A 24,942-nucleotide genomic window follows, 5' to 3' on the forward strand; every position below is an offset into this window, starting at 1 on the left:
GGATGCCTCAGCTTGTCAACGCCGCCTCCGCGGGACCGGCCGGGGCCGGCACCACCCGGCCCGCGACCTCCAGCGTGAGATGGCCCGGCACGCCGACGATCTCGCCGAGGTCGTGCGCGTACCGCGACCCCCGCGGCGTCACCTCCGTCGCGGTGAACCCGTAGTGCGGGTAGAAGTCCGCGACCTTCGCGTTCCTCGCGCTCGCCACGTAGTCACCGTGCACGGCAGGAAAACCCGCGGCGCGTGCCTGGCCGAGCACCGCGGCCAGGCACGCCTGCTCGATCCCCCGGGCGAACACCCGGCAGCTCAGCAGGAGGTTCTCGATCAGCAACCCCTCCGGCAGCGCCCGCAGGAAGACCGCTCCGACGATCCCGTTGCTCCCGAACCGGTCGGCCGCCGACAGCGTCAGCACCCGCGACCCCGGCCGCTCCGCCCGCTCACGCACCGCCTCCGGGGAGAGGCGCTCGGTGGTGAGGTTGAACTGGTTGGTGCGCAAGGTGATCTGCGACAGCCGCGCGACGTCGGCGCCGGTGGCGGGCGCCAGCCGTACGGACACCCCCAGCCCGCCCAGGAACTCCTCGGCCGACCCCGCCGCGAACAGGAACTCCGAGCGCGCCGCCTCCTCGTGGTAGCGCCGCGTCCGGACGCGGTCCTCCGTGGTCACCTCGTTCACGGTGAACCAGCCGTCGGCCAGCAGCCGCGTCACGTGCAGCGCCGGGTCGCCGTCCAGGTGGATCACCGCCGTCTCCGGCAGCTCCGCCGCGACCGCGGCGCACTCGTGGACGCTGTCGTCGGCGAACACCACGCTGTCCCCGCCCAGGTTCAGCTCCCGCGCCAGGACGCGCAGGTTGGCCGGTTTCGGCCGCCAGTTGGCGAGGATGCGGACGAAGGCGTCCTCGCGCACCACCATGTCGGGGTGTCCCCGCAGCGCGGCGAGCACGGTCTCCTGGTCGTTCTTGCTCACCGCGGCCAGCAGGACACCCTGCGACTGCAGCTGCGCCACCACCTTCTGGAACCGCTGGAAGGCCTCGCCTCGCCGTCCGTGGGCCACCTCGATGCCCTCCACCCCGTCGTCGCCGAGGACTCCGCCCCACAGCGTCTGGTCGAGGTCGACGGCGAGCACCTTCCTGGTACGCCCGGTCCGGGCCCGCACCAGATGGGCCAGTTCACGGGCGTACGCGCCGAGCAGGGCGTCCGACAGGTGCGCCCGCGCGTAGACCTCGAACCGCGGATCGGACAGCTCGATCGGCGCCGTCAGCAGCGGGTCGAGGTCCATCACCACGACCCGCTCCACCGACTCGCCGAACGCCAGCAACTCGGCGTTGGCCCGCCGCCAGACCGCGCCGAGCCGCGCCCTGGACGGATGGTCCAGCAACTGCGCCTGCCACACCCGGGGCAGCGGCACGGTGTTGAACACGAGCGCGCCGGACCCGCTCTCCCCGAACCGCGCCGCCAGCCGCCGCCACAGCGCCAGCTTCTCCTCCAGCACGCGCTCCACGTCGTCCACCGTGAACGGCACGCCGACCTCGTCGAACACGGCCGCGTGGTCGAGTACGCAGACGGTCACGTCGGGCCGTCCGGCGTACAGGGCACTGCCGGGATCGCCCAGCTCGAACGCGTACGAGCCGAAGTCGGCGAGCCGGACGTCCGGCAGATATCCGTGGCGGGCCAGCTCGCCGATGAGCGCGGTGCGCAGCGCACCGAGCGTGCCGTGTCCGGTGACGGTCACGGCCGCGAGCGGAAGCCCCGGATGATGTTCGCGGGCGGCCTCCACGTCGACCCGCTCCAGCAGCCGCGCCGACCGGGCGGCGTCCTCCTCGTCCATCGCGGCCAGCAGTGCCGCGACCTCGTCGTAGCGCGCCGCGAGCGCCCCCTCGCGGTGCAGCGAGCGCAGGCACGCGCGCGCCTCGGCGCTCGTGGAGGTCATCGCTTCTCCAGCAGTGCCGGCGCGTTCTGCGGGCCGAGCAGTTCCTCCAGCCGGAACGCGAGTTCGCGGGCGGTGCCGTGGTCGAGCACCAGCCCCACCCGCACGTCGACGCCGATCTCCCTGGAGAGCCTGGCGGCGATCTCCAGCGCGCCGAAGGAGGTGATGCCGATCTGGGTCAGGTCGTCCGCCGGGCCGATCGCGCCGTGGGAGTGGCCGAGCGCGTCGGCCACCGCCGTCAGCACCAGCGACGTCAGGAGGTCGTGGCGCTCGCCCTCGGGCAGGCCGGGCGGCGGCCCCGACGACGGCGCCGGCGACGCGGCGGCCGGTGCCGTCGTCGGCTCGTACGGTGGCAGGTCCCGTCCGTGTCTTCTCGGCGGGATGAGCCAGTAGCGTTCGTGCCGGAACGGGTAGGTCGGCACGGTGGCCGGATCGGCGACCGGCCCCTCGCCGAGCACCTTCTCCCAGTCGATCCGCACGCCGCGCGCGTGGGCCTGCGCGGCACCGCGCAACACCGACCGGGCCTCCGCTGCGGGGTCTCGCACCAGCGGGATCGCCGACACGCCGTCCCGCTCCCCTGCCAGGCAGTCCGCGATCATGCCGGTCATCGTGGTGTCGGGACCGATCTCGACGAAGGTGTCGACGCCCAGGCCCCGCAGGGTGAGCACGCCGTCGTGGAAACGGACCGTGCCGCGCACCTGGGCGGCCCAGTAGTCCGGCGCGGCCAGCTCGTCCCGCGTCGCCACCAGGCCCGTGGTGTTGGAGACCAGGGGGGTCGCGGGTTCGCCGACGTCCAGTCCCGCCGCCGCCTCCACCAGCCGCGGCAGCGCGGGGTCCATGTGCGGCGAGTGGAAGGCATGGCCGACCGCGAGCGCCTTCGTACGCACCCCACGGGAGCGCCATCGGGCGCCCAGTCCCCGCACCGCGTCCGCGTCGCCGGAGACCACGGTCGACCTCGGCCCGTTGACCGCCGCCACGGACACCCGTCCGTCCAGCTCGGCCAGGGATGCCCGCACCTCCGCCTCGGGGGCCCGCAGCGACACCATGCCCCCGCCTTCCGGCGCGGACTGCATCGCCAGTGCCCGTACCACGACCAGGCGCGCGGCCTGCTCCAGCGAGAGCGCCCCGGCGACGTGTGCCGCGGTGAGCTCCCCGACGGAGTGGCCGAGCAGCGCGTGGGCGACCAGGCCCAGGTGCTCGGCGAGCCGGCAGAGCGCGAGCTGGGTGGCGAACAGCGCGGGCTGGGCGAACTCCGTGCGCCGCAGCAGCCCTCCCAGCGGGCCGTCGGCCGCGGCGGACACCACCTCGCCCAGGGGCGGGCCTTCGGCGTGGTGGACCCGTCTGGCCAGGTCCAGTGCGGCGCAGGCGGCGTCGAACGCCTCGGCGTAGACCGGGAACCTCTCGTACAGCTCGCGTCCCATCCGCGCCCGCTGGGTCCCCTGGCCGCTGAACACGAACGCCACCTTCGGCGCCGCGCTCGCCGTGACGATCGGGCCGGACGGCCCGGCGAGCGCGTCCAGTTCGCGGGTGAGCTCGGCGGCGCCGGAGCCGAGCGCCACCGCCCGGTACCTGAACTCCGAGCGCCGTCCCGCCAGGGTGCGGGCCACGGCGGCGAGATCGGTCTCCCTTCCCGAGCGCAGGAGGTCACCCAGCCGGGCGGCCTGTGCCCGCACCGCCTCGGGCGTCTTGCCGGAAAGGAGCCAGGGGACGGCCACCGGCGGGTTCCCTGCCTCGGCCCCCGCAGCCGGTGACTCCCCTTCGGCCACCGGCGCCTCCTCGACGAGCAGGTGCGCGTTGGTCCCGCTGATCCCGAACGAGGAGACACCCGCCCTGCGCGGACGGTCGCCGCGCGGCCAGGGAAGGGCGCGCTCCAGCGGTGCCACCCCGCCGTCGTCCCAGTCGACCAGGGTGGACCGATCGGCCACGTGCAGCGTCGCGGGCAGCACGCCGTGCCGCAGCGCCTGCACCATCTTGATCACACCGGCGACTCCCGCCGCGGCCTGCGTGTGCCCCAGGTTCGACTTGACCGAACCCAGCCACAGCGGTCGTCGCCTCGCGGTGCCGTAGGCCGCGATCAGGGCGCCCGCCTCGATCGGGTCCCCGAGCGCGGTGCCGGTCCCGTGCGCCTCGACCGCGTCCACCTCGGCCGGCGACAGCCCCGCGCCGCGCAGGGCCGCCTCGATCACCTTCTCCTGGGCGGTCCCGCTCGGCGCGGTGAGCCCGTTGCTCGCCCCGTCGGAGTTGATCGCCGAGCCGCGGATCACCGCCAGGACCGGGTGCCCGTTGCGCAGGGCGTCCCCGAGCCGCTCCAGCACCAGCACCCCCACGCCCTCGCCGAAGCCGGTGCCGTCGGCCGCGTCGGCGAACGCCTTGCAGCGGCCGTCCGCGGCGAGCCCGCCCTGGAGCCCGAACTCCACGAAGACCCGGGGGGTGGCCATCACCGTCACCCCTCCGGCGAGCGCGAGGTCGCACTCGGAGCGGCGCAGCGAGTCGGCGGCGAGGTGGATCGCCACGAGCGAGGACGAGCAGGCGGTGTCGACGCTGAGCGCGGGCCCCTCGAAGCCGAAGGTGTACGCCACCCGCCCGGACGCCACACTCGCCGCGTTGCCGGTCATGAGGTAGCCGTCGAGCTCGGGGGGCGCGTCGTCGATCGCGGGCGCGTAGTCCTGGTAGATCACCCCGGTGAACACCCCGGTCCGGCTGCCCCGCAGCGACCTCGGGACGATCCCCGCGCGCTCCAGGGCCTCCCAGGAGACCTCCAGCAGCTGCCGGTGCTGCGGATCCATCGCCACGGCCTCCCTGGGGGAGATCCCGAAGAAGGCGGCGTCGAATCCGGCCGCGTCGTCCAGGAAGCCGCCGGCCCTCGCCCGCTCCCGCAGGGCCGCGTCCCAGCCGCGGTCCCGCGGCGGCTCGCCGACGGTGTCGACGCCGTCGGCGACCACCCGCCACAGGTCCTCGGGCGAGCGCACCCCGCCGGGGTAGCGGCAGGCCATCGCGACCACGGCCACCGGGTCCGGGGTCGACAGCGCGGCCAGCTCCCTCTTCACCCGGGCGAGCTCGCCGGTCGTCCACTGGAGGTACTCGACCAGCTTCTTCTCGTCACTCATACCGCCCGCCATCCCTAGGATCGAAGCTCGGAGTCGATGAACCTGAACAGCTCCTCGGCGGTCGCCGGGACCTCCTCGCCCGCCCCCGCGCCCGGTTCCCGCACGCCCGGTTCCCGCTCGGCCGGGGCGAGCCGGCCGAGCAGGTGGCCGGCGAGAGCGGCCGGGGTCGGATGGTCGAACACGATGGTCGCCGGGAGCCGCAGCCCGGTGGCCTTGCCGAGCCGGTTGCGCAGTTCGACCGCGGTCAGCGAGTCGAAGCCGAGCTCCTTGAAGCTGCGGCCCTCCTCGGCCGCCTCCCCCGGAGCCCGCCCGAGCACCGCCTCCACATACCGGAAGACCGTCTCGGTCATCAGCTCCCCGCGGCGCGCCGGCTCGGTGTCGGCGAGCATCCGCGCCAGCGCGGGCTCGGCGGAGCCGGACCCGCCGGAGCCGTCGGCCTTCGCCGAAAGTGCGCGGCCGCGCACCAGGGACCGCAGCGGCGGGGCCGGGTCGGGGACTCCCGCCAGCCTCGCGAGGTCCAGCCGGACCGCGGCCAGGGTCGGCTCCGGCGCCGCCATCGCCGCGTCCAGCAGTGCCAGGCCGCGTCCCGGTGACAGCGGCAGCAGCCCGGACCGCGCCATCCTGGCCCGGTCGACGGCGGAGAGCGAGCCGGTCATGGTGCTCTCCGACCGCCACAGTCCCCAGGCGATCGAGGTGGCGGGGAGCCCTTCGCGGGTCCTGGCCACGGCGAGGGCGTCGAGGAAGACGTTGGCCGCCGCGTAGGCCGACTGCCCGGCGCTGCCCACGATCCCCGCGGCGGAGGAGAACAGCACGAACGCGGCGAGGTCGAGGTCCCTGGTGAGCTCGTGCAGGTTCCAGGCGCCGTCCACCTTGGGCCGCAGCACCGCGTCGAGCCGTTCCGGGACGAGGTTGGCGAGCGTCGCGTCGTCCAGGACCCCGGCCGCGTGCACCACGGCCGTGAGGGGATGCTCGTCGGGGACCTCCGCGAGCACGCGGGCCAGCGCGCCGGCGTCCGCCACGTCCGCGGCGGCGATCGTCACCTTCACGCCGAGCCCGCCGAGTTCCGCACGGAGCCGTCCGGCGCCCTCCGCGAGGGCGCCCCGCCTGCTCAGCAGCAGCAGGTGCCCGACGCCGTGTTCCCTGGCCAGGTGCAGCGCGACAAGCCTGCCCACACCGCCGGTCGCGCCGGTGACCAGGACCGTGCCGCCGGCACGGATCGGCCCCGGGATCCGGAGGGCCACCTTGCCCACGTGCCGGGCGAGTCCGAGATGGCGGACGGCGTCCGGCGCCCGCCCGGCGTCCCAGGAGGTGACCGGGAGCGGCGTGAGGATCCCGCTCTCGAACAGGTCCGCGAGCTCGGCGAGCATCCGGCCGATCCGGTCCGGCCCCGCCTCGGCCAGGTCGAACGCCCGGTAGTGCACGCCGTGCCGGGCGCGGACCTCCTCGGGGTCTCGTACGTCGGTCTTGCCCATCTCGATGAACCGCCCGCCGGGAGCGAGCAGTTCGAGTGAGGCGTCCACGAACTCGCGGGCGAGCGAGTTCAGCACGATGTCCACGCCGCGCCCGCCGGTCGCCTCCCGCACCGCCCCGGCGAACGCCAGGTCCCGGGAGCCGGCGATCCTGCCGGGGGGCAGTCCGGCCTCTTCGAGCGCGGGCCATTTGGCGGGGCTCGCGGTGCCGAACACGGTCAGCCCCCAGTGGCGCGCCAGCTGGATCGCCGCCCCGCCGACGCCGCCCGCGGCGGAGTGTACCAGGACCCACTCCCCCCGGCGGGCGCCGGACAGGTCGCGCAGGGCGTAGTAGGCGGTGAGGAACACCGCGGGCACGGTCGCCGCCTGGGCGAACGACATGCCCTGCGGGATCGGTACCAGCAGACGGTGGTCGGTGACGGCCTCGGGCCCTATCCCCCCGGAGATGAGACCCATCACCCGGTCGCCGGGACCGATACCGGTCACGTCGGCCCCGACCGCGAGCACCACCCCGGCGCCCTCGGTGCCCAGATCCGCCGCGCCCGGGTACATGCCCAGGGTGAGCATCGCGTCGCGGAAGTTCAGGCCGGCGACGCGGACGGCGACCCTGACCTCTCCCCGGCCCAGTGGCCTGTCCTCGACGGGCCGGTACGCCAGATCGTCGGCCACCCCGCTCTCGGCCGCCTCCAGCCGCCAGTTGCCCGCGCCGGACGGTACCGGGTCGCGCCGGCGTCGCCGGAGCCTGGGCACCAGTGTCCCGCCGCCCCTGATCGCGATCTGCGGCTCGCCGGACGCCACGGCGTCCAGGACCTCCGACAGCGGCGTGGAGACGGTCTCGGTGTCCACGATCACCACCCGGCCGGGCTCCTCGGCCTGCACACCGCGGACCAGCCCCCACACTCCGGCGCCGGCGAGCGCGCCGGCGCGCTCGCCGGGAACCGCCTCCACGGCGCGGCAGGTGCGCACCACGAACAGCGTTTCCGCCAGCCTGTCGTCGGCCAGCCCTCGCCGGAGCGTTTCGAGCACCCGCAGCAGGGCGGCTCGGACCGCCTCCGGTACGGGCCCGGCCTCCTCGCCCGCCGAGACGACGAGCACCTCGGGCGCGGGCTCTCCCGCGTCCAGCGCCGCGAGCACCGCGCCGAGTCGCGGGTGGGCGGTCTCCTCGGCATCCGCGGTCTCCCCGGTGTTTCCGGGAGCGCCGAGGACTCGCACGCGTTCGCGCGGCACACCGGCGCCGGGGCGCACAGGGTCCCAGATGAGTTCGTACAGCAGGTCCTCCGTGCCCGCCGCGGCGAGGTCCGCCGGGTCGGCCGCGCGGAACGTCACCGCCTCGATGCCCGCCACCGGGTCGCCCTCGGCCGTGGTCAGGTCGACCGCGACCGTCTCCTCTCCGGTGCGGCGTACGCGTACCCGTACCGCCGAGGGCGCGGCGGCGTACCGGGTGAGGCCACGCCAGGCGAAGGGCAACCGTACGGCGCCGTCGTCGGGGAACAGGCCCGCGAGCCCGACGGCGTGCAGCGCGGCGTCAAGCAGCGTGGGCGCGACGCGGTACCCGGGCGGGCCCTCCAGGAACACCTCCGCGATGACCTCCTCCCCCGACCGCCACGCCCCGCGCAGGCCGCGGAAGGCCGGGCCGTAGTGATAGCCCCTGGCGGCCAGGTCCTCGTACAGCCCGCCGACGTCGACGGGCACCGCGCCGGGTGGCGGCCACTCGGCACGAACCGGCGGGGCGGCGGGTGCGGGGAGCGGGGCGAGCGAGCCGGCGGCGTACACCGTCCACGGCGCACCCAGCGGGTCACCGGTGTCCGCCGGTCGCGCGTGAACCCCGACGGGGCGCAGACCGTCCCGCTCGGCCGGGCCCACGGTCACCTGGATCTCGACCGCGCCGGAGTCGTCGAGCACCAGCGGGCGCCGGAGGGTCAGCTCGTCCACCCGCGCGACACCGGCCAGCTCCCCCGCGTGGCCCGCCAGTTCGGCGAGGACCGCGCCGGGGACCAGGACCGCGCCGTCCACCACGTGATCGCCCAGCCACGGCTGGTCGTCCAGGGAGAGCCTGCCGAAAAGCAGCAGGCCGTCCTCGGACGCCGCGCGCACGGCCGTGGACAGCAGCGGATGCGTGACCGGCCGCGCGCCCGCGGGGATCCCGGTGGTGGGCACCGGCGCGTCCAGCCAGTACCGGTGCCGGTCGAAGGCGTAGGTCGGCAGGACCGGCACCCGCCCTCGGCGCTCGCCGAGGTACCCCGGCCAGTCGACCCGGACCCCGTTCACCCAGGCCTCGGCCACCGAGACCAGCACCCGTGCCATGCCCCCGTCGTCCCTGCGCAGCGTGCCCAGCACGGCGGGCCGTTCCACCCCGGGGAGCGCCTCCAGGATCTCCTGGACTCCCGTCCCGACGACGGGGTGCGGGCTCACCTCGACGAACACCTCGTGCCCCGCCTCGGCCGCCGCCTCCACCGCGGCCTGCAGCAGCACCGGCCGGCGGAGATTGCGGTACCAGTAGCCGGGGCTACCGAAGCCGGTGCCGTCACCCGGCTCGATCGCCGCGCCGGTGACGGTGGAGAAGACACCGGCGGTGAACGCGCGGCCCGGCGCGGGCGACGGCAGGATCTCCAGCAGTTCGGCTTCGAGCGCCTCGACCTGGGGCGAGTGGGAGGCGTAGTCCACGTCCACCGGCCGTACCCGCACGCCAAGCTCCTCCAGTGCCCGTTCCACGCGGCGCACCGCCCCGGCCTCGCCGGCGACGACGGTCGAGGCCGGTCCGTTGAGCGCGGCGACCGACACCGCGTCCCCTGCGTCCCCCGCGTCCCCCGCGTTCCCCGCGTTCCCCGCGTTCCCCGTGCTCTCTGTGTTCTCTGAGAGCCCGAGATTCTCGAGGACCGCGTGCACCCGCTCCCGCGAGGCCGCGACCGACAGCATCGCCCCGCCGCCCGCGATCTTGCGGATGGCCCGGCTGCGCAACGCCACCACCGCCGCCGACTCCTCCAGTGACAGCGCGCCCGCGGCGAGCGCGGCGGCGATCTCGCCCTGCGAGTGACCGATGACGGCGGCGGGCCGTACGCCGAAGGACTCCCAGAGCGCGGTGAGCCCGGTCATCACCGCCCACAGGACCGGCTGCACCACGTCCACCCGCCCCAGGCCGACGCCGCCGCGCAGCGCGTCCAGCAGCGACCACCCGGTCACCGGGTCGAGGGCGTCGGCGCATTCGCCCATCCTGCGGGCGAAGACCGGCGACTCGGTGAGCAGCGCGCGGGCCATGCCCTCCCACTGCGCGCCCTGGCCGGGGTAGACAAGGACCGGCAGGCGCGAGTCCCCGGCGTACCCGCTCACCGCCGACGCCGACGGCGCACCGTCCGCGACGGCGGACAACCCCGCCAGCGCCTCCTCGCGATCGCCGGCCACGACGACCGCGCGGTGGCCGAACTCGGCCCTGGTGGTCACCAGGGCGGCCGCGACATCGGCGAGGGCGACCCGCGGATGCCGCTCCAGGTAGGCGCGCAGCCGCCGCGCCTCGCCTCCGAGCGCGCGTGCCGACCTCGCCGACAGGACGAGCGGGACCGGTCCGCCGAAAGGCTCCGGTGCGGGAGCGGCCTCGGGCGCGGGCGGCTCCTCGATGACGACGTGCGCGTTGGTCCCGCTCATGCCGAAGGCGGAGACCCCGAACCGCCGCGGACGCTTCCCGGCGGGCCAGGGGGTGTTCTCGGTGAGCAGCGCGACACCGCCCCGCTCCCAGTCGACGTGGCGCGACGGCCTGTCGACGTGCAGCGTGCGCGGCAGCGTCCCGCGCTCCAGCGCCATGACCATCTTGATGATCCCGCCGACGCCGGCCGCCGCCTGGGTGTGCCCGACGTTGGACTTGAGCGAGCCCAGCATGAGCGGCGGGCGGTCCCCGCGCGCCGCCCCGTACGTGGCGAGCAGCGCCCGCGCCTCCACCGGGTCGCCCAGGGTGGTGCCGGTGCCGTGCGCCTCCACCGCGTCCACGTCGGCCGGTGAGAGGCGCGCGACGCGCAGGGCCTCCTCGATCACCCGTTCCTGGGCGGGGCCGTTGGGCGCGGTGAGCCCGTTGCTGGCGCCGTCCTGGTTCACCGCCGACCCCTTGAGCACGGCCAGCACGGGATGCCCGTTGCGCCGCGCGTCCGACAGTCGTTCCACCAGCAGCAGCCCGACGCCCTCGCTGAAGCCCGTGCCGTCGGCGGCGTCGGCGAACGCGCGGCACCGTCCGTCGGGTGAGAGCCCGCGCTGGCGGCTGAACTCCACGAAGGTCGCGGGTGTGGCCATGAGCGTGGCCCCGCCGACCAGCGCGAGATCGCACTCCCCGTCGCGCAGCCCCCGCTCCGCCAGGTGGAGCGCCACCAGCGAGGACGAGCAGGCCGTGTCCACGGTGATCGCGGGCCCCTGCAGGCCGTAGGTGTAGGCGATCCGGCCCGAGGCCACGCTCCCGGCGCTGCCGGTGCCCAGATACCCTCCGTACTCGCGCGGGTCGTCCTGCGCCCGGCCGCCGTACTCGGTGTAGATCAGGCCGACGTAGACACCGGTCCGGGAGCCGCGCAGGCCGGCCGGGTCGATGCCCGCGCGCTGGAACGCCTCCCACGAGGTCTCCAGCAGCAGCCGCTGCTGCGGATCGGCGGCCTTGGCCTCGCGCGGATTCATCTCGAAGAAGTCCGCGTCGAAGTCGGCGGCCTCGTGGAGGAACCCGCCGTCGCGCGCGTAGGACGTCCCCGGGTTGTCCGGGTCGTCGTCGAACAGGGCGCCCAGGTCCCAGCCCCGGTCGTCGGGAAACGGCCCGACCGCGTCCCCACCCGCTTCCAGCAGCTCCCACAGCTGTTCGGGGGTGCTGACGCCACCCGGGTAGCGGCAGGCCATCGCGACGATCGCGATGGGGTCCTCGGCCTCCCGCCCGCGCCGGGCCACGGCGTGGGACGGGCCCTCCGGCGCGGTACGGCTCAGGTGGCGGGCCAGGGCACGCGGGCTCGGATGGTCGAACACGAGCGTGCTCGGCAGGCGGCGGCCCAGAAGGCCGCTCAGATGGTCCCTGAGCCGCACCCCCGTCATGGAGTCGAGTCCGAGGTCGCGGAAGGGCCGGTCCGGGCGGACGTCCCGGGCGGATTCGTAGCCGAGGATACCGGCGACCGCCCGCCCGACCAGGTCCAGCATCCGCTCCTCCCGCTCGCTCCCGGAAAGCCCCGCCAGTACGTCCACCGGCCCGGCGTCCTCGGGAGCGGCCCGCCCGGCCCCTTCCCGAGAACGTCGCACCGCGCGGTGCGCCCAGGGGACGGAGACGGGAGCGGGGGCCTGCGCCTCGCCGGACCCCTCGGTGGCCGGGCGGACGCGCACCTCCTTGACGCTCAGCACCGTCCGGCCCGTGGCGTCGAACGCGGCGAGCGAGAAGGCGTCCGGTCCGGTCCAAGTCAGGCGGACGCGTACCGGGCCCGTCGCGGCGGCGTACGACCGTACGCCGCTCCAGCTGAACGGCACGACCGCCTCGGGCCGCTCACCCCGGTCGGAGGCAGCGGCCGCCCGGTCGAGGAAGGCCACCTGCGCCATCCCGTCCAGCAGAGCGGGATGGAGCACGAATCCCTCGCCGCCCTCGCCGCCCTCGCCGCCCTCGCCGGTCCGGCCTCCGTCCCCGTCCGGCGGGGTCACCTCGGCGAACACGTCACCGGCCGAGCGCCAGGCGGCACCCACGCGGCGCAGGCGGGGGCCGTAGCGCACGCCCGCGTCGGCCAGGAGGGCGTAACCGGCGTCCACGTCGACGGGCTCGGCGTCCGCAGGCGGCCACGCCTCCGAGATCCCCGCCCGCGCCACGATGTCGGCGACGTCGGCGTCGCCCGCGCCCAGCGAGCCCGAGGCGTGCAACCTCCACGGCTTCACAGCGCCTCCGGGGTCTCCGGTGTCCCCGCCTCCCGGCCGGGCGTGGATCGTGAACGTCGCACCTGCGCCGCCGTCCTCGGCGTTCACCTCCACCTGGACCTGTACGGGACCGTCCGGCACGTCCACCGGGGCGAGAAGTGCGACGTCGTCCACCCTCGGCAGGCCGAGACGCTCTCCGGCCGCGAGCGCCAGCTCGACCAGCGCGCTCCCGACGAGCACCGGACGCTCTCCGAGCCGGTGCTCGCGGGCCCAGCCGCCAGGCCCGCCGGGCACACCTCCGGTGAACAGCACCGCCCGCCCGTCCGCCGGCTCCACGACCACCTCCAGGAGCGGGTGCCCCGCCCCGGCGGGGCCGGTCGAGAGCGGCGCCCCCTCGGTGCGGGTGTCGAGCCAGAATCGCCGCTCCTGGAACGCGTAGGTGGGCAGGGCGACGCGGCGTCCCAGCGTGGCCGCCCCCCACTCGACGCCGAGACCGGCCGCGAACAGGCTCCCGGCCGAGGTGAGCAGCTGATCCAGCCCGCCGTCGCCGCGACGGAGCGTGGCCAGCGCGTGCGCCTCCACACCGGCCTCGTCGAAGGTGTCGCGCAGCGGAGCCACGAGCACCGGATGGGGGCTGACCTCGAGGAAGCACCGGTGGCCCGCCTCCAGGAGCGCGGTGACGGTCTCGGTCAGGCGAACCGGGCGGCGAAGGTTGTCGTACCAGTACCCGGCACCGAGCGCGCTCGTGTCGATCTCGGCGGCCGTGACCGTGGAGAAGAAACCGACGGCGGACGTCCGCGGGCGGAGACCGGCGAACCGGGCGAGCAGAGGCTCCCGCAGCGGTTCGACGGCCGGTGAATGGGACGCGTAGTCGACGGGGACGAGCCGCGCCCGCACCCCTTCGGCCTCGCAGCGGGCGACGAGGTCGCGCACCGCGCCCGCCTCCCCGGACACCACGGTCGCGTCCGGACCGTTGACCGCGGCGACGACGATCTCGTCGCGGCCGCCGAGCCGGCGACGTACTTCTCCGGCGGGCAGGCCGATCGACGCCATCGCCCCGCTCCCCGCGATGTCCGCGAGGGCGGCGCTGCGCCGGGCCACCAGCGCCGCCGCGTCGGCCAGGTCCAGGGCTCCCGCGACATGGGCGGCGGCGATCTCACCCTGCGAATGTCCCACCACCGCCGCCGGTTCCACCCCGAGGGAACGCCACACCGCGGCGAGCGAGACCATCATCGAGAACAGGGCGGGCTGCACCACGTCGACCCGGCCGAGCAGGGTCTCCTCACCGGAGGACACCACCTCCAGCAGGTCCCAGCCGACGTGCGGCGCCAGTGCCTCGGCGCACCGCCGCATCTCGTCGCCGAACGGTTCTGAGGCGGCGAGGAGATCGCGGGCCATCCCGGCCCACTGCGACCCCTGGCCGGGGAACACGAAGACCGGCCGCCCGTTCACCGTCGCCTCGCCCCGCACCGCGCGCCGGGAGGGAAGCCCCTGTTCCACCAGCGCCAGTTCCCCGGCGAGCCGGTCGAGGTCGGTACCGACGGCGACCGCGCGGTGGGACAGTTCGGCGCGCCCGGTGCGGAGGCTGTGGGCGACGTCGGCCGGGGACAGGCCCGGATTCTCCGCCACGTGTGCCCGCAGCCGGCCGATCTGGTCACGCAGCGCCTGCTCGGTGTGCCCGGACACCGTCCACACCACCGGCGCCGGAGCCCCGGTGCCGCCCGTCCGCGAGGACTCCGGCGCCCCGGACCGCTTCTCGGGTGACTTCTCGGGTGACTTCTCCAGGGGCTCCTCCGCGGGCTCCTCGATGACGACGTGCGCGTTCGTGCCGCTGATCCCGAACGAGGAGACCCCGGCCCGGCGCGGGCGGTCCCGCTTCGGCCACGCCCTCGCCCCGGTGAGCGGGGCGAGCCCTCCGGCGTCCCAGTCGACGTGCGGTGACGGCTCGTCGATGTGCAGGCTCGCCGGGAGCACCCCGTGCCGCATCGCCATCGCCATCTTCATCACACCGCCGATGCCCGCCGCGGCCTGGGTGTGCCCGATGTTGGACTTGAGCGAGCCCAGCCACACCGGATCCGTCGCCGGACGTGCCCGGCCGTAGGTCTCCATGAGGGCGCCCGCCTCGATCGGGTCTCCCAGGCCGGTGCCGGTGCCGTGCCCCTCGACGGCGTCCACCTCGGCGGGGTCGAGACCGGCGTCGGCCAGCGCGGCGAGGATCACCCGCCGCTGCGCCACCCCGTTGGGCGCCGACAGCCGGCTGCTCGCGCCGTCGGAGTTGACCGCGCTGCCGCGCAGCACCGCGACGATCGGGTGTCCCCTGCGCCGGGCCTCCGAGAGGCGCTCGACGAGCACCAGACCGACCCCTTCCGCCCAGCCGGTGCCGTCGGCCGAAGCGGCGTACGCCTTGCAGCGGCCGTCTGGCGACAGCCCGCGCTGGCGGCTGAACTCGACGAACGTCGCCGGGGTGGCCATGACCGTGCTCCCGCCCGCGACGGCCATCTCGCAGTCTCCCCGGCGCACCGCCTGCGCCGCGTAGTGCAGCGCCACCAGCGATGACGAGCACGCGGTGTCCACGGTGACCGCGGGTCCCTGCAACCCGAAGGTGTAGGCGACGCGGCCCGAGGCGATGCTTCCCGCGCTTCCCGTGCCGACGAACCCCTCGAAACCCTCGGGTGCGCGGACGTGGCGGGAACCGTAGTCGGAGTACATGACGCCGGCGAACACCCCGATCCGCTCCCCCGACAGGGAGCGCGGGTCCATCCCGGCGCGCTCGAACACCTCCCAGGCGGTCTGCAGGAGCAGCCGCTGCTGCGGGTCGATCGTCAGCGCCTCGCGAGGGCTGACGCCGAACAGCTCGGGGTCGAAGTCGGCGGCGGAGTACAGGAAGCCGCCCTCGGCGGCGTAGCTGGTGCCCTCCCTGTCCGGGTCGGGGTCGATCAGCTTCTCCAGCGGCCAGCCGCGGTCATTCGGGAACGGGCCGATCGCGTCGGTCCCCCCCTCCACCAGTCGCCACAGGTCCTCCGGCGACCGGACGCCGCCGGGGTACCTGCAGGCCATGGAGACGATCGCCAGCGGCTCGCGGGCGGCCTGTTCCAGTCGTTCCAGTGCCGCGCGGGTGCGCATCAGGTCGGCCGTGGTGCGCCGGAGGTACTCGCGGAACCTGTCTTCGTTCGCCATCGGTGAACCGCTCCCCGTGGTCGTCCTCGAAAGTGCCCGAGACGTCGGATCAGTCGCTCAGTTCTCGGTCCAGCAGCCCGAACAGCTCATCATCGGACGCTGAATCCACGCCAAAGAGCGGCTCTCCCGCGCCGTTCACGGCGGTCTCGCCGACCTCCAGCGCGTTCAGCGCGGCCCGCAGCGCCCGGACCAGGTCGACGCGACGCCGGTGGCCGGGGTCCAGGTCCGAGGCCGAGGAGACCCAGGTGTCCAGCGCCGTGGTGTCGAACGCGGGCCGGGCGAGGGCGCTGCGCTCCAGCAGGTGCTCCAGCAGGTGCTCGGTCAGCGCCCGTACGGTCGGGTGGTCGAACAGCACGGTCGCGGGAAGCCGCTCACCGACCTCGGCGCCCAGCCGGTCGCGCAGCTCGATCGCCGTCAGCGAGTCGAGACCCAGGTCGAACAGTCCCCGGTCGTCGGGAACCTGCGCCGGTCCCGCGAGCCCGAGCACCTCCGCGACCCGGCCGGCGACCGTGTCGCGCACCACGGCGCGCGACACGGCGCGCGACACGGTCTCGTCCATGCCGTGCAGGCGCCGGGCGAGCGGCACGGCCGCCACGGCGGGCCGGGCGGGAACCAGGTCACCGAGCACGTCGGGAAGGTCGTCCTGTCCGCGGACGAGCGCCGCCCGATCGAACCAGGCGGGTACCACCACGGCCAGGCCGCTCGCCAGCGACCTGTCGAGCAGATCCAGCCCCGCGTCGACGGGCAGCGCGCGGATGCCCAGCCTGTCGAGCCTGGCCCGCGCCGCTCCGTCGAGCCCGGCCGCCATCCCGGTGTCCGATCCGGTCTCCCACAAACCCCAGGCGAGAGACGCGCCCGGCAGGCCCGCCGCCCGCCTGTGGTGGGCGAGCGCGTCCAGGAAGGCGTTCGCCGCCGCGTAGCCCGTCTGCCCGGCGTTGCCCAGCACGCCCGCGACCGAGGAGAACAGCACGAACGCCGTCAGCGGCAGATCCCCGGTGAGGCGGTGCAGGTTCCAGGCCGCGTCCACCTTGGGGCGCAGGACCCGTTCCAGCCGCTCGCCGGTCGTGTTCTCCAGCACCGCGTCGTCGAGCGTGCCGGCTATGTGGAACACGGCACCGAGCGGTCTGTCCTGGTCGACACCGGCGAGCAGTGCCTCGGTGGCCGCCGTGTCCGCGAGGTCGCACGCGGCCGTCCGGATCCGCGCCCGGTCGCCGAGTTCCCCGGCGAGGGCGCGCAGCGCCGGATCGGCGTCGCCGCGCCTGCTGACCAGCAGGAGATGCCGGGCGCCGTACTCGGCGACGAGGTGGCGGACGACCGCGGCGCCGAGCGCGCCGCCGGCGCCGCTCACCAGCACGGTGCCCGTCCCGAGCTCAGGTGGGGTGCCGGGCGAGCCCGTCACCGCGCGCAGGCGCGGCCGGAACGCCTCTCCCCGGCGGATGGCGAGCTCACCGGGCCTGGCCGCCACCGCGTGCGGCAGCAGCGCGGACGACTCCCCGTGCCCGTCGACGTCGACGATGCTGATCCGTCCGGGGTACTCCCTGCGTGCGGCGCGGACCAGGCCCCACAGCGAGGCCTCCGCCAGCCCCGGCAGCCGGTCGTCACCGTCCACCGCGACCGCCCCGCGCGTCACCACCACCAGGTGTGTCCGCTCGGGCAGCGTGAGGATGCTCTCGCGGACCGCCAGAAGGCAGGCGCGGACGGCGGCGGCCGGGTCGTCCTGCTCCGCCTCGTAGGAGACCGTGGCGAACGGCAGGTCCAGGCCGTGCCCGCCGGAGGTCAGCACGATCGTGTCCTCGCCGTGCCCGCCGCCCTCCTCGCCCGCCGGTGCCGTGGCGGCCGGCTGAGCGGGGATCCAGGCGAGCTCGTACGGCCGGGCCGAGACCCCGCCGCGTGACAGGGCACTCTCCTCGACCCTGCGCACCCGGACCTCACCGGCCGACAGCACCGGACGTGCCGCGGCGCCGCCCCTGTCGTCCGCGCCGGCCGCGTTGATCACGTCGAGGGCGAACGTCCCTTCACCGGTGTGCCGGATCCTGACCCGCAGCGGCCCGCGCGGCAGGCCGTGCACGCGCACCTCCCGCCAGGTGTGCGGCACCTGGACGCCTCCCTCCACCTCGCCCGCGTCGGCGATCCACGCGTGCAGGGCGGCGTCGAGCAGCCCCGGGACGAGGTCGCCGCCGGTGTCCACCTCGGCGTAGAGCTCGTCCCCGGTCGTCCACAGTGCGCGCAGGCCCTGGAACGCCGGGCCGTAGTCGTACCCGCGCTCGGCGAAGACCTCGTAGATCCCCGTGACGTCCACCGCGCGTGCCTCGGGCGGGCGGTGACCCGACCAGCCGGGTACGGGGCCGTCACCGTCAAGCACGGCCTCGGCGTGCAGGGTCCACTCGCCGTCGGCCTGTTCCCCGCCGGAGCGCGCGTGCACCCGCACCGTGGCGTCCGCCACCGTGACCCGCAGGTGCACCTCCTCCTCCGTACCGACCGTGACGGGGGCGTGCAGCGTGAGCTCCCGCACCGTCGTCATGCCGTGCCGATCCGCCAGCCATCCCAGCAGATCCACGAGGGCGGTGGCCGGGAGGACCGGCGTACCCGCCAGCGCGTGGTCCGCCAGCCACGGCTGCCGCCGCTGGGAGAGCACTCCCGTGTAGAGGGTCTGTGCTCCGTCCGGCACGGCGATCGAGGCGGTGAGCAGCGGGTGGCCCGGATCCTCGGCGCCGATTCCGGCGGCGGTCCCGTCTTCGGCCGGCGGCAGGAGCCACAGGCGCTCCCGCTTGAAGGGGTAGGTGGGCAGCGGAACGATGACGGCATTTCCGCCGTTTCCGGTGTTCCTGCCGTTTCCGCTGTTCTCGCTGTTTCTGTCGTTCTCGCCGTTTCCGCCGAGCAGCGCCCGCCAGTCCCAGGCGACACCCGCGATGAAGGCACGCGCCACGAACGACCAGAGCGCGAACCCGTCGTCGTGCCTTCGGTCGAGCACGGAGATCGCCACGACGTCCTCTCCCAGGTCGTGCTGCCGGACCATCGCGGTCAGCGCGGCGTCCGGCCCGACCTCCAGGAAGCGCGCCGCGCCCAGCTCCCGCATCCGGCCGACCGCGTCGGCGAACCGCACGGTCCCGCGTACCTGGGCGGCCCAGTGCGCGGCCGACCCGAGTGTGTCCGCCCCGCTCTCTCGCGCGGTCAGCGTGGACACCACGGTGCGGGTCCCCGGTACGGCGCGCAGGCCGCCGATCTCCTCGCGGAAGGCCGTGAGCATCGGCTCCATGTGCGCGGAGTGGAACGCGTGGCTGACGGTGAGCGACCTGGTGCGGTGCCCGTTCACCGCCAGGACGCCGGCCAGTTCCTCGACGGCTCCGGTGTCGCCCGAGAGCACCACGGAGCCGGGCGCGTTCACCGCCGCGACGTCAACGCGCGCCCCTGTCTCGGCGACGAGCCGTTCCACGGTCGGCAGGTCGGCCTGGACCGCGGTCATCGCGCCTCCTGCGGGGAGTTCCTGCATCAGGCGCCCGCGGGTCGCGACGAGTGCCACCGCGTCGGGCAGGCTCAGCGTGCCACCGACGTGGGCTGCGGTGATCTCGCCGATGGAGTGCCCGGCGAGGAGGTCGGCGGGCAACCCCCACGACTCCAGCAGCCGGAACAGCGCGACCTCCACCGCGAACAGCGCGGCCTGGGTGTACCGGGTCTGGTCGATCGGCCCCGCGGCGATGTCCCCGGACACCACTCCGGCCACGTCCGTGCCGTCCACCCCGCGGAACTCGGCGCAGACCTCGTCGAAGGCCCGCGCGTACGCCGGGAACGAGCCGTACAGCGCGGCTCCCATGCCGACGCGCTGGCTGCCCTGGCCGGTGAACAGCACGGCGGTCCCGCCGCGCGCCGGTGTGCCCGTGAGCACCGCGGGGAAGGCCCCGGGCGGCGTCGCGGTGCCGTCGACGAGGTGGCCGAGGCCGGCGAGCAGCTCGCTCCGGTCGCGGCCGAGCACCACGGCCCGCCGTTCGAACGCGGTCCGCGTCGTCGCCAGGGACAGGGCGACGTCGACGGCCCGCAGACCGGGGGTGGCGAGCACGTGCCGCCTGAGACGGACCGCCTGCTCCCGCAGCCCGGCCGCGTCACGTGCGCTGAGCACCCACGGCACCACCGCCCCGTCGACGGCGCCGTCGGTGGCGCCGTCGGCGGCGCCGTCGCCCGCCGCCACGGGTGTCTCCTCACCCGACTCGAGGACGACGTGGGCGTTGGTGCCGCTGATCCCGAACGACGAGACCGCCGCCCTGCGCGGCCCCGGCGTGTCCGGCCAGGCGACCGGCTCGGCGGGCACGGACACGGTGCCGTCCGACCAGTCGACGTGCTCGGTGAGCCTTCCCCGGTGCAGGGTGGCCGGGACCTGCCCGTGCCGCATGGCGAGCACCATCTTGATGATCCCGGCGACCCCCGCGGCGGCCTGCGTGTGCCCGATGTTCGACTTCACCGAGCCCATGAGCAGCGGGCTCCGGTCCTCGCGGTCGCGACCGTAGGTGTTGAGCACCGCGCCGGCCTCGATCGGGTCGCCGAGCCTGGTTCCCGTGCCGTGCGCCTCCAGCACGTCCACGTCCGCGGGCCGCAGTCCCGCGCTGCGCAGGGCACCGCGGATGACCCGCTCCTGGGAGGGTCCGTTCGGCGCCGTGAGGCCGTTGCTGGCGCCGTCCTGGTTGACCGCGGAACCGCGGACGACGGCCAGCACCCGGTGCCCGTTGCGGCGGGCGTCCGAGAGCCGCTCCAGGACGAGCAGCCCGACGCCCTCACCCCACGCGGTACCGTCCGCGTCGGCCGAGAACGGCTTGCAGCGGCCGTCGGGTGCCAGGCCGCGCTGTCGGCTGAACTCGATGAACGTGGCCGGGCTCGCCATGACGGTCACGCCGCCGGCCAGGGCGAGAGCGCACTCGCCCAACCTGAGCGCCTGAGCCGCCTGGTGGACCGCGACCAGCGACGAGGAGCAGGCGGTGTCCACGGTCACCGCCGGCCCCTCCAGGCCGAGGGTGAAGGAGATGCGGCCGGAGGCGACGCTGCCCGCGCTGCCGCTCACCAGGTATCCCTCCAGATCCCCGGCGGTACCGCGGCGCTGGTGCACCCGCGCGCCGTAGTCGGAGTACATGACGCCGACGAAGACGCCGCTCTGCGTGCCGCGCAGGGCGGCCGGGTCGATCCCCGCGTCCTCCACCGCCTCCCACGCTGTCTGCAGCAGCAGTCGCTGCTGTGGGTCGACGGCGAGTGCCTCGCGCGGGCTGATCCCGAAGAACCCGGGATCGAACTCGGCGGCGTCGCGCAGGAAACCGCCGTGCCGGGTGGAGGAGGTCCCCGAGCGCTCGGGATCGGGGTCGAACAGATCCGGGTCCCAGCCACGGTCGGCGGGGAACTCCGAGATGGCGTCACCCCCCGAGACGAGCAACTCCCACAGCTCTGCCGGGGTACGCACCCCGCCGGGGAACCGGCACGCCATGCCGACGATCGCGATCGCGTCGTCGGCGGCACCGCGCGGCACGGCCGGGTCCTTCGGCTCGTCCCTCGTTCCGGCGCCCGTCACCTCGTCGAGGAAACGGATCAGGGCGACCGGGTTCGGATGGTCGAAGACGATCGTTCCCGGCAGGCGGACACCGAGCTCGCCACTGAGCCGGTCGCGCAGCTCCACCGCCGTCAGGGAGTCGAAACCGAGGTCGCTGAAGGAGCGTTCCGGGTCGACCTCCGCGCCGCCGGCGTGTCCGAGCACCGCCGCGACCGCGTCGAGCACCAGGTGGGAGGTGTCCCGCGCCGGCGTGGCCGACGCGTCCGTCGTGTTCGCTGTGTTCGCTGTGTCCGGTGCCCGCCGGACGGCGACGGGGCCGCGGTGCCGTTCCACCGCCCGAGGGTCGAGGTGCGCCGCGACCACCGCGGCGGCGTCCAGCCGCAGGGCACGGTCGAACAGCGCGATCCCCTCGGCCTCGCCCATCGGCTTGATGCCCGCCCTGCCGAGGCGGGCGACGTCGCGTTCGGTGAGCCCGGCGCCCATGCCGGTGCCGATGTCCCACAGCCCCCAGTGGACGGTCACTCCGTGCCCGCCGGCCAGCCGCCTGCGGTGGGTGATCGCCTCCAGCGCCGCGTTGGCCGCGCAGTATCCGCCCTGCCCCGCGGTGCCGACGACGCCGGCGACCGATCCGAACAGCACGAACGCGTCGAGTTCTGTGCCGCGCGTGGCCTCGTCCAGGTTGCCGGCTGCCACGGCCTTGGCCTCGATCATCCGGCGGAGCGCGTCGGCGGGAAGCCGTTCGACGGCCGCGTCCTCGACGACGCCCGCGGCGTGCACCACACCGGTCAGCGGGGTGTCCGGCGCGGTCAGCAGATCGGCGAGGGCGTCCCGGTCGGACGGGTCGCAGGCCCGGATGGCGACGCGGGCGCCGAGTGCGGCCAGTTCGGCCTCGACGTGGGCGGCGTCGGGGTGTCCCTCGCCGCGACGGCTGACCAGCAGGAGGTTTCTCACGCCGTGCCGGGTGACGAGATGGCGCGCGATCCGGCGGCCGAGCGCGCCGAGGCCGCCGGTGATGAGCACGGTGCCACCCGCGGCGCTGCGCGGCCAGGCCGCTCCGTCCGCCACGGCCCCGGACTCGGTTCCAGGCTCGGGCTCGGATCCGAACTCGGTCATGGTCCTGAGTCCGGAGTAGAGCCCGGCTCCGGCATCGGGCTCGGCTCCCGCTCCGGTCTCGGGCTCGGGCTCGGGCTCGGGCTCGGGCTCGGGCTCGGGCGACAGTCTGGGGACCCGCGGTACGCCGTCACGGAGCGCTGCCTCGGGCAGTTCGGTACCGATCGCCACGAGCAGCGCGGGATCGGCTGCCTCGTCGTCACCGATGTCCAGCAGCGCGAACCTGCCGGGATGCTCGGCCCGTGCCGCCCTTACCAGGCCCCACAACGCGGCGGCCGAGGGGCGCGAGGTCTCGCCGTCGTCGACGGCGAGACCTCGGGTGAGGAAGACCAGAAGTCCGTCCTCCGCCTCGGCCAGCCAACGCCGGACGGCCTGGCGCGCCCTCTCCACCTCGGCGTACGGATCGTCGCCGTCGTCGGTGAGGGCGAGCAGCACGGTGCCGGTGAGCCGCTCGGGGAGAGATCTGTTCACCGTGAGGTCACCAGTCGTGGGCACCGGCGGCGCCACGGCCTCCCAGCGGAGGCGATACAGCCCCGCCGCGGACGGCAGCGGGCGCAGCCGCAGCCGTTCCACGGTCAGCACGGGCTGCCCGTCGTCGCCGGTCAGGTCGATCCGGTAGGTGTCCGGGCCCACCGGGGTCAGATGGGCCCGCACCCTGGTCGCGTGCGCGGCGTGCAGCCGTACCCCGTCCAGGGCGTAGGGGACGCGCCGCGGCCCGTCGATCCCGTGCAGCGAGATCGTGTGCAGGACGGCGTCGAGAAGAGCCGGGTGCAGACCGTACCGGGTGGCCTCGCTCCGGAGCGGCGCGGGAAGCTCCGCCTCGGCGTGGAGATCCGCCCCGTTCAGCCAGGCCGCACCCAACCCCTGGAACGCCGGCCCGTACTCGTAGCCGTGCCCGGCCAGCAGCCGGTAGGTCGCCTCAAGGCCGCCCTCGTCGAGGCGGGTGCCGGACTCGAAGGGCGTTGCCGCGCGGCCGGTGGTGATCTCCGCGTCGGTGAGCATCGCGGTGACGTGGGAGGTCCATTCCGTGCCCGCCGCGCGGCCGCGCACGGTGAGCTCCCCTGCCGGGGACACGCTCACCTGGAGCCGGGTCTCCGCGGCGCCGTCCAACTCCAGCGGCGTGCGCATCACGAAATCGCCCAGCGCGGGGCGGCCGATGCTCGCACCGATCGCCAGAGCCAGCTCGGCCAGTGCCGCGGCCGGGACGAGCAGCCGTCCGTCGACGCGGTGCTCGGCCAGCCACGGTTGTCTGCGCGCGGACAGCGCGCCGGTGAAGAGCCGTGCACCGTCCGGCAGCTCGGTCGAGGCCGTGAGCAGCGGGTGTGAGGAGGCGTCCAGCCCATAGGTGGCGGGCCGCCCGTCGTCCTCGGCCGGCAGGAGCCAGTAGTGCCGTGTCTCGAACGGGTAGGTGGGCAGGTCCACCAGCCGGCCACCGGCCAGCAACGGACCGAAGTCGACCGGAACCCCCGCCGCGTGCAACGCGCCCAGCGCGGCCCCGAAGGTGGCCGCCTCCGGTCGGCCTGGCCGTAGCAGGGGTACGGCGAGCACCCCGTCGGTGCTCTCCCGCGCCATCGCGGCGAGCGATCCGTCCGGCCCCAGCTCGGCGAACCGGGTCACCCCTGACCGGTGTGCGGCGCGCACCGCGTCGGCGAACCGTACCGCTCCGCGAAGCTGGGCGACCCAGTAGTCCGGCGCCGACATCTCCCCCTCGCCGGCGAGCGTTCCGGTCACCGTCGAGATGACGGGGAGGTGGGGGGTGTGGAAGGAGAGTCCGGACACCACCCGGCGGAACTCGTCGAGGACTCCGTCCATGTGCGCGGAGTGGAAGGCGTGATCGACCTTCAGCCGCGCGGCCTTGTGCCCGGTCTTCTTCCATCGCCCGACCAGGCGGTCGATCTCGTCCGCGTCACCGGACAGCACCACCGCCGCGGGGCCGTTGACCGCGGCGATCTCCACCCTGCCGCCGGAGGTGGCGGCCAGCTCCGCCGCCTCGGCCTCGGTGGCGGAGAAGGCGGCCATCGCGCCGCCCTCCCTGCCGGACTGCATGAGCCTGCCCCGCGCGGTGACCAGCGCGCAGGCGTCGTCCAGGTCCAGGACGCCCGCGACGTGGGCCGCGGCGAGCTCGCCGACGGAGTGGCCGATCAGGAAGTCCGGCCGCAGCCCATGGGACTCGGCCAACCGGTACAGGGCGACTTCCAGGGCGAACAGCACGGGCTGTGCGTACCGGGTCCGCCGCAGCCGGTCCGCGTCGCCGGTGACCAGTTCCCGCAGGCCGACACGCAGGTGCGGCTCCATCGACGCGGAGATCTCGTCGAACGCCTTCGCGTAGGGTGCGGATGTCTCCAGCAGTTCCGCGCCCATCCCGGTCCGCTGGGTGCCCTGCCCGGAGAAGAGGAACGCGAGGCGCTGGTCGGGAAGTGCGCGTCCTGCCTCGACTCGGGGATGGCGTTCGCCGTCGCGGAGCGCCGCCAGCGCGGCCACCGCGTTCTCCTCGTCGGCGTCGACGACGGCCCGGTGCTCGAACCTGGGGCGCCTGGCGAGGGTGAGGCCGATGTCGCGCAGGCCGGGCGCCGTGCCCGAGGTGAGGACATCGTGCAGTGCCCCGGCCTGCGCCCGCAGCGCCGTCCCGGTCTTCGCCGACAGGACGAGCGGCACCGGGCCTTCATCGTCAGGGAGGTCCTCGGGTTCCGGGTCGTCGGGTGCCTGTTCGAGGATGACATGCGCGTTGGTCCCACTGATCCCGAACGACGACACCCCCGCCCGCCGCACCCCACCCCACTCACG

Annotated in this window: 4 protein-coding genes; all 4 read right to left on the bottom strand. The window is 75.0% G+C overall.

The window, feature by feature from the left end; genetic code table 11:
* Positions 1–7 precede the first annotated feature (7 nt).
* From AB0B90_RS19535 to AB0B90_RS19550, 4 genes are read right to left on the bottom strand one after another with little or no spacing between them, the layout of a single operon-like run.
* Positions 8–1,927, bottom strand: a complete 1,920-nt coding sequence (locus tag AB0B90_RS19535) for an HAD-IIIC family phosphatase (RefSeq protein ID WP_362923839.1) — start codon at positions 1,925–1,927, stop codon at positions 8–10.
* On the bottom strand, positions 1,924–5,031 hold the full coding sequence (locus AB0B90_RS19540) for a beta-ketoacyl synthase N-terminal-like domain-containing protein (RefSeq protein WP_362923841.1): 3,108 nt from the start codon (positions 5,029–5,031) through the stop codon (positions 1,924–1,926). Before AB0B90_RS19540 ends, AB0B90_RS19535 begins: the two co-directional genes overlap by 4 nt.
* A gap of 14 nt (positions 5,032–5,045) precedes the next feature.
* On the bottom strand, positions 5,046–15,524 hold the full coding sequence (locus AB0B90_RS19545; protein WP_362923843.1) for an SDR family NAD(P)-dependent oxidoreductase: 10,479 nt from the start codon (positions 15,522–15,524) through the stop codon (positions 5,046–5,048).
* A gap of 49 nt (positions 15,525–15,573) precedes the next feature.
* The gene (locus tag AB0B90_RS19550; RefSeq protein WP_362923845.1) at positions 15,574–24,927 is read right to left on the bottom strand and encodes a type I polyketide synthase; all 9,354 of its coding nucleotides are present in this window, start codon (positions 24,925–24,927) and stop codon (positions 15,574–15,576) included.
* Between the last annotated feature and the right edge of the window lie 15 nt (positions 24,928–24,942).

It is taken from the genome of Streptosporangium sp. NPDC049078, from assembly GCF_040648855.1.
Lineage (GTDB): Bacteria > Actinomycetota > Actinomycetes > Streptosporangiales > Streptosporangiaceae > Streptosporangium.